This window comes from Janthinobacterium sp. TND4EL3 (genome assembly GCF_900156175.1).
Taxonomy (GTDB): domain Bacteria; phylum Pseudomonadota; class Gammaproteobacteria; order Burkholderiales; family Burkholderiaceae_D; genus Janthinobacterium.
Genome location: NZ_FTMV01000053.1, coordinates 1 through 7,784, shown reverse-complemented (window position 1 = coordinate 7,784; position 7,784 = coordinate 1). Strand labels below are relative to the sequence as shown.

Here is a 7,784-nt window from a genome sequence, read left to right as displayed (position 1 = left end):
GCCATGGGCGCCGAAGGCATCACGGTCGACAAGCTGGAAGACGTGGGACCGGCCCTGAAGAAGGCAATCGACATGCAGATGAATGAAGGCAAGACCACCATCATCGAAATCATGTGCACGCGCGAGCTGGGCGACCCGTTCCGCCGCGATGCGCTGAGCAAGCCTATCCGTCACCTGGACAAGTACAAAGACTACGTGTAAGCGGCCGGCAGTCAGTTCGATCCTTGTATGACCCCGGCTTGCCGGGTTTTATGTGCCGGAACTATCTTCATGCTTCCATGGTTCCGGCACTTTTTTTACCGAATTGGAGTACCCATGAAAGCCCTGCACCGCATCATCGCCCAAGCCCGCGCCGTGCCGAAGAACATCGTCCTGTGCGAGGGCGGCGACGTGCGCGTGCTGCAGGCGGCCGCGCGGGCGGCAAGCGAAGGCCTGGCGCACATCACCCTCGTCGGCAAGCCGGCCGCCATCCTGGCCCTGGCGCACGAGCACGGGCTGGACCTCGATAGCGTGCGCCTGGTCGATCCGGCAAGGTCCGACGAGTCGGAACACTATGCCCAGCAATTGTTTGTGCTGCGTCAAGCCAAGGGCATGACGGTGGAGCAGGCGCGCATCGCCGTGCAAGACCCGCTGTGCTATGCCAACCTGATGGTGCGCCTGGGCGACGCCGACGGCTGCGTGGCGGGAGCCGTGCACACGACGGCCGACGTGGTGCGCAGCGCCATCCAGATCATCGGCGTCGATCCCGCCTTCAAGCTCGTGTCGAGCTTTTTCCTGATGATGCTGTGCGAACCGTTCCACAGCCTGAAGGGTGGATTCATCTTTTCCGACTGCGCTTTGGTGGTGGACCCGAAGCCGGAGGAGCTGGCCGACATCGCCATGGCCGCCGCCGACAGTGCGCAAGCCCTGCTGATGGAAGAACCGCGGGTCGCCATGCTGTCGTTTTCCACCAGCGGCAGCGCCCACCATGCGGCCGTCGACAAGGTGCATGCGGCCACGGACCGGGTCAAGGCCCAGCGCCCCCAACTGGCCATCGATGGCGACGTGCAGCTCGACGCGGCCATCGTGGCCGAAATTTCCCAAAGAAAAGTCAAGGATTCCGTCGTCAACGGCCGCGCCAACGTGCTGGTGTTCCCGAACCTGGACGCGGGCAATATCGGCTACAAGCTGGCCGAACGCATGGGCGGCGCCGTCGCCATCGGCCCCTTGCTGCAAGGCTTGAACAAGCCGGCCAACGATCTGTCGCGCGGCTGCAGCGCCGATGATGTGTATAACGTGATTGCCGTGACGGCCGTGCAGGCCCAGGGTGGACGCTGAGTTGTTCAGCCTGCCCGTGCTGGCGCTGCTGGGCGTGGTGGCGGCCGGCACGTATTTCCAGACCGTCACGGGCTTTGGCCTGGGCATGATCGTCATGGGCGTGGCCAGCGGCCTGGGCCTGGCGCCCGTGCCCGCGCTGGCGGCCCTCGTCAGCTTGTTGTCGCTGGCTAATTGCCTCGTGGCCTTGCCCGGTGCCTTGCACCACCTGGACTGGCGCGCCATCCGCGCCGCCAGCATCGGCTTGCTGCCGGCCATGGCGGCCGGCGTGTTGCTGTTGGGATATCTGGACCAGGCGTATGCGCCCGTGCTGAAACTGCTGTTGGGCGCGGCCATCGTATATGGCGGCGTCAGCATCCTGCTGCAGGCCCCGCCGGGACCGGGCGCGGCCGATAAACGCAGCTTTTTCATCAGCGGCGTGTGCGGCGGCTTGTTTTCCGGCCTGTTTTCGCTGGCCGGCCCGCCCCTCGTGTACCAGTTTTACCGTCAGGAAATGAGTTTGACCACCATCCGCTACAGCCTGATCTTTTTGTTCGCCATCAGCGCGGGCGGACGTTCGCTGATGGCGGGCAGCCAGGGCCAGCTGGACGCGAAAGTATTACTGTTGTGCGCGCTGGCCCTGCCCGTGGGCGTGCTGGCCACCATGGCCGGCAAGCGCTACCCGCCGCCCATCGCCCAGCGCGGCATGCGCCGCATCGCGTTTGCCGTGCTGACGGCCATCGGCATTTCCCTGATGGCGGCGGCCGTGCCGCAACTGCTGGCCTAGGAATGCCGGTTCAGGGCCGGACGGCCGCATTGGCGAAAAAGCGGTAACCGGCGTTGCGCGCCGTGTTGACGGGCAAGGGCAGGCCCGTGGCTTGCTCGGTCTTGCGGCGCAGGCGGCGGATCTGCGTGTCGAGGCGGCGCTGGTCGTAGTCGAGGAAATCCTCGCCCAGCGACTGGACGATCTGCTGCCGGCTGACGATGCGCTCCGGCTCGGCCATCAGCACCTGCAGCACCGTGGTGTCTTGTTGTGACAGGGAAATGGCGCCGCCGCCTGGCGGCACCAGGCGGCGCGGCCCCAGTTCGAGTATCCACGCCGGCGCCGCTGCCGGTTCACCGAGGCGCCGCCGCAAGCTGCTCAGCGTCGCCGCCAGTTCATCGAGATCGGTGTGCTTCGGCAAATAATAGTCGGCGCCGCCGGTCAGTCCGATGACCTTGTCCTGCGTGGCGCCGCGCGCCGTAAAGACGATGATGCCCAGCTGTCTGCCCTGCGCGCGCAACTCGCGCACCAGGGCCATGCCGTCGCCATCGGGCAAGCCCAGGTCGATGATGGCGATGCTGTGCTGGCTGGGCGCGTAGCTTGCGTGAAAGCCGGCCAGGTCGGCGACAGCACTGACCCGATAGCCGCAATCGCCGAGAAATTCGGTTAGTTCCTGCCGCAGCACGGCTTCATCTTCAAGCAAAATAAGGTTGGGCATGGCGCAAGGATAACCGATCACTTGCCTGGCGTGAAGGCAGCTAGCCGTTTCCTTGATATGGCTGTCGCCCACTGCCGCGCCATGCCTTTCCCGCTCCTCATTTTTCTCGGTACGGCGCCCTTATCGGCCTGCCGCCGCGCCGCCGCATTGGCCTGCCCCGCGCCTTGTCCGGTACCAGGTTGTTGTGTTTTGACAACATCATGGAAGACAACGTTCGTCCGTACCGGCGTGACGGCAAGGGCCAGCAAACCATGCCGCGAGGCGGCGCCGCTGCCTGCCTGGGACGGACGGTATTTCCGACCAATTCAGTCGGGTATCGCTCAGGTTTGCTCACTTATAAATTCACATTTTTTGTTACATTTCTGCGAGGAAATTTTTATGTCTTTTGATTACATGTGTGTAGCGAAAGGCAACAGGGATGGAGAGAGGAATGAGGCTGCGACGCTGGAGTGAACCAGGCGGTATGCGGCACACCCTGTAACAACACCAACAAGGATAGACAGCATGCACCGCCACGGATCACTGAATCACATTTACCGGCTCGTCTGGAGCCATGTCCTGAACGCCTGGGTCGCCGTAGCCGAGACGTCGCGCGGGCGCGGCAAGGGCGGGCGGCGCAAGCTGGCCGCCGCTGCCGCCGCCATGGCGGCCCTGGCGCTGGGCGGGCCCGCCTGTGCCGGGCCTGCGGGCGGCCAGGTGGTGGCCGGCACGGCGACCATCACGCAGTCCGGCGCCACGACGACGGTCCGGCAGACGAGCGAGCAGGCCTCGCTGAACTGGGCCAGCTTCAATGTGGGCAGCAAGGAAACCGTCAACTTCGTCCAGCCGTCGTCGCAGGCGCTGGCGGTCAACCGCATTCTCGACAGCAATGGCTCGCAGATACTCGGACGCATCAATGCCAACGGCCAGGTGTATCTGATTAACCCGAACGGCATCCTGTTCGGCCGCACGGCCCAGGTCAACGTGGGCGGCCTCGTCGCCTCGACCCTGGATGTCGACAATGCCAGCCTGGGCGGCAACAAGCATGTCTTCAACGGCAAGGGCGCAGGCAGCGTCGTCAATGAAGGCGCGATCCGCGCGGCCGACGGCGGCTATGTAGCCCTGGTTTCCGCCCGCATCAGCAACAGCGGCAGCATCGCGGCGCGCGCGGGCAGCGTGCTGATGGGCGCCGGCAGCCAGGTCGTGCTGGACCTGGGCGGCCCTGTCAAGCTGCAGGTGACGCAGGGCGCGCTCGATACCCTGATCGAGAATGGCGGCGCCATCCGCGCCGACGGCGGCCAGGTCTACCTGACGGCCAAGGCGGCCGGCAAGCTGGCTTCCAGCGTCATCAACAATACGGGCGTGATCGAGGCGCATACGCTGGGCACGGGTGAAAAAGGCCAGATCGTGCTGCTCGGCGACATGCAGCAGGGCAGCGTCCGCGTGGCCGGCATGCTCGACGCCAGCGCCCCGCAGGGCGGCGACGGCGGCTTCATCGAAACGAGCGCCAACCATGTCACAATTGACGCTGCGCAAGTCACCACGGCCGCGCCGCGCGGCAAGACCGGCACCTGGCTGATCGATCCGAACGACTTTACGGTGGCAGCCAGCGGCGGCAACATGACGGGGGCGGCCGTGTCGAGCGCCCTGGCCAGCAATAATTTCGCCATCATGACGACCAGCATGGGGACGACGGGCGGCAATGGCGACATCCATGTGAATGACGCCATCAGCTGGTCGGCCAACAAGCTGACCTTGACTGCCGAGCGCAATATCAACATCAATGCCAACCTGAACGCGACGGGCACGGCCTCGCTGGCTTACCGGTACGGGCAGGCCACGGCCGATGGCGCGGGCAGCGGCTACAATGTGGCGGCCGGCCTGGCCGTCAACATTCCTGCCGCCAGCGCCTTCACCTGGCAAAAGGGCAGTGCTGGCGCAGTGAAGAACCTGGTGCTGGATAACGGCAAGGTACGCTTTGGCTCTGGCCTGGAAGACTCCTTCACCAGCGACGGCCTGCTAAAGACGCCATTTTATTTCGATAACACTACCCCGGGCCGCAACGGCTGGTTCCAGCTGACCCTTGGCCGGCCCTTCGACTTTGCCGTGGCCGCTGGCGGCAATGGCGGCAGCGCCTGGAACAACAATGGACAGGTACTGACCACCGACCGCGTTAACGGTGGCTTCCCTGGCATGGACGACGATTTCCCCGGCATGCCTGCGGGCAGCAGTTATTCCACGGCGCTGAGCAACCGTACGCTCAACATCGCCGGCTACCGGGAAGGCCTGGGAACGGTCGTGACGACGGGGACGATCAATTTCAGCAGCCTGAACCAGTCGGCCAGCATCGCGCACACCTATGTCTTGAAGGCGGGTGATGCCTTCGTCAACATGGATAGCCGGCTGACCAATCTGAGCAATGCGCCGCTGACGAATGTCCGCATGTGGCTGGGCACGGGCGATGATTTTATCGGCACTTCGGATCGCAATTTCAAAATCAAGGGCAACATCGTTTCGGGTGCGTTTGCCCAGTTGACCGATAGCAATACCGCGTCGAATGCCATCATGGTGACGGAAACCAATAGCACTACCAGCGGCTCGGCCGTGCTGTTCTATTCCACGACGGCTGGCGTGGATACCGTGCACAGCAATTGCTGCTTCTTTTCCAATGCCGTCAACCAGAACCCGCGCGGCGCATCCGTCGCTTCCGGCCAGACGGACGGCAGCTACGCCATGTTCCTGCGCGCAGCCGACCTGGCGCCGGGCCAGTCCGGCGGTCTGTCCGTCTACTATGCGGCGGCGCCCGTCGCGCAATTGAAGGACGCCATCGTTTCCGTCGACAATGCCGCCGGCAACGCCTCCAAGCCCGTGTATGTCCGCTTGACGCCAGGCAGCAGCATGTATGGCGACTTGCCCGTCTTTAACTATGCGCTGTACGATGCGTTGAGCGGCGGCACGCTCATTAGCGATGCCGGCGCGAGCGGCACGATTTCCTGGCTGGGCGCGCCGACGGCGACGTCTTCGGCTGGTGTCTACGTGATCAGCTACAACACTGGCCTGGTGCTGGGCAAGACGGGCTACACCCTGACGCCGGGCGGCCCTGTCTACTGGACGGTGACGCCCCGCCCGCTGAACGTGGCCGTGACGAAAACCTACGATGGCAGCAGCACCTTCAATTCGGGCTTCGTCCTGTCTGGCTTGGTCAATGGCGACAGCGCGCCCACGGTCGCCGGTTCGGCCACTGTCGGCAGCCGCAATGCCGGCCGCTACAGCAGTTTCGATTCCAGCACCTTGAGCCTGTCCAGCAGCAATTATGTGCTGAACGCCAGCGGCGTCAGCGCCAGCATCGACCCGCGTCCCATCATGGTGGCCGCCGAGACGAAGAGCAAGGTGTATGGCAACGTCGATCCTGGCCTGACATACCAGGTGACAAAAGGTGCTTTGGTGGAAGGCGACAGCCTGTCCGGCGTCTTGCGCCGCGCAGCTGGCGAGAACGTGGGCAGCTACACGATCGACGCGTCGGCCCTGGCCAATGGCAATTATGTTGTGACAGCGCAAAACGGCAGCCTGAGCATCGCTGCGCGTCCGATCACGGTGACGGCCGACGCGCAGAGCAAGGTGTATGGCAACGTCGATCCCGGCCTGACGTATCAAGTGACCCAGGGCAACCTGGTGGCGGGTGACAGCCTGTCCGGCGTGCTGCGCCGCGCGGCCGGTGAAAACGTGGGCAGCTACACGATCGACGCGTCGGCACTGGCCAACGGCAACTATGTTGTGACAGCGCAAAACGGCAGCCTGAGCATCGCTGCGCGTCCGATCACGGTGACGGCCGATGCGCAGAGCAAGGTGTACGGCAACGTCGATCCGAACCTGACCTATCAGGTCACGCAAGGCAATCTGGTGGCAGGCGACAGCCTGTCTGGCGTGCTGCGCCGCGCAGCCGGTGAAAACGTGGGCAGCTACACGATCGACGCGTCGGCCCTGGCCAATGGCAACTATGTTGTGACCGCGCAAAACGGCAGCCTGAGCATCGATGCGCGTCCGATCACGGTGACGGCCGATGCGAAGAGCAAGGTGTATGGCAATGTCGATCCGGGCCTGACCTATCAGGTCACGCAAGGCAATCTGGTGGCAGGCGACAGGCTGAACGGCGTGCTGCGCCGCGCAGCCGGTGAAAACGTGGGCAGCTACACGATCGACGCGTCGGCCCTGGCCAATGGCAACTATGTTGTGACAGCGCAAAACGGCGCCTTGAGCATCGCTGCGCGTCCGATCACGGTGACGGCCGACGCGAAGAGCAAGGTGTACGGCAACGTCGATCCGAACCTCACGTATCAAGTGACCCAGGGCAATCTGGTGGCAGGCGACAGCCTGAGCGGCGTCTTGCGCCGTACGGCCGGTGAAAACGTGGGCAGCTACACGATCGACGCGTCGGCCCTGGCCAACGGCAACTATGTTGTGACAGCGCAAAACGGCAGCCTGAGCATCGCTGCGCGTCCGATCACGGTGACGGCCGATGCGCAGAGCAAGGTGTACGGCAACGTCGACCCCGGCCTGACCTATCAGGTCACGCAAGGCAATCTGGTGGCAGGCGACAGCCTGTCCGGCGTGCTGCGCCGCACGGCCGGTGAAAACGTCGGCAGCTACACGATCGACGCGTCGGCCCTGGCCAATGGCAATTATGTTGTGACAGCGCAAAACGGCAGCCTGAGCATCGCTGCGCGTCCGATCACGGTGACGGCCGATGCGAAGAGCAAGGTGTATGGCAACGTCGATCCCGGCCTGACCTATCAGGTCACGCAAGGCAATCTGGTGGCAGGCGACAGCCTGTCTGGCGTGCTGCGCCGCGCAGCCGGTGAAAACGTGGGCAGCTACACGATCGACGCGTCGGCCCTGGCCAATGGCAACTATGTTGTGACGGCGCAAAATGGCAGCCTGAGCATCGCTGCGCGTCCGATCACGGTGACGGCCGACGCGCAGAGCAAGGTGTATGGCAACGTCGATCCGAACCTCACGTATCAGGTCACGCAA

At 64.2% G+C, this 7,784-nt stretch carries 4 protein-coding genes and 1 pseudogene; 4 read left to right on the top strand and 1 reads right to left on the bottom strand.

The window, feature by feature from the left end:
* The 3 genes and pseudogenes from BXA07_RS29440 to BXA07_RS29430 all read left to right on the top strand — a co-directional run.
* Positions 1-201: pseudogene (locus tag BXA07_RS29440) on the top strand (sulfoacetaldehyde acetyltransferase); the annotation flags it as partial.
* A 114-nt stretch (positions 202-315) separates the two neighbouring features.
* Positions 316-1,317: a phosphate acetyltransferase gene (pta, locus tag BXA07_RS29435; protein WP_076573231.1), complete on the top strand. Its 1,002-nt coding sequence runs from the start codon at positions 316-318 to the stop codon at positions 1,315-1,317.
* Entirely contained in the window at positions 1,307-2,080 is a 774-nt protein-coding gene (locus BXA07_RS29430; RefSeq protein WP_076573230.1) for a sulfite exporter TauE/SafE family protein, read from the top strand. Before pta ends, BXA07_RS29430 begins: the two co-directional genes overlap by 11 nt.
* Before the next feature lie 10 nt (positions 2,081-2,090).
* Here BXA07_RS29430 and BXA07_RS29425 read toward each other — a convergent pair whose 3' ends face one another.
* On the bottom strand, positions 2,091-2,774 hold the full coding sequence (locus BXA07_RS29425; protein WP_076573229.1) for a response regulator transcription factor: 684 nt from the start codon (positions 2,772-2,774) through the stop codon (positions 2,091-2,093).
* A 504-nt stretch (positions 2,775-3,278) separates the two neighbouring features.
* On the opposite strand from BXA07_RS29425, the gene BXA07_RS29420 reads away from it, so the two are divergent.
* Positions 3,279-7,784 (top strand): MBG domain-containing protein (locus BXA07_RS29420; RefSeq protein ID WP_139335861.1); only part of this gene is annotated, 4,506 nt, incomplete at its 3' end.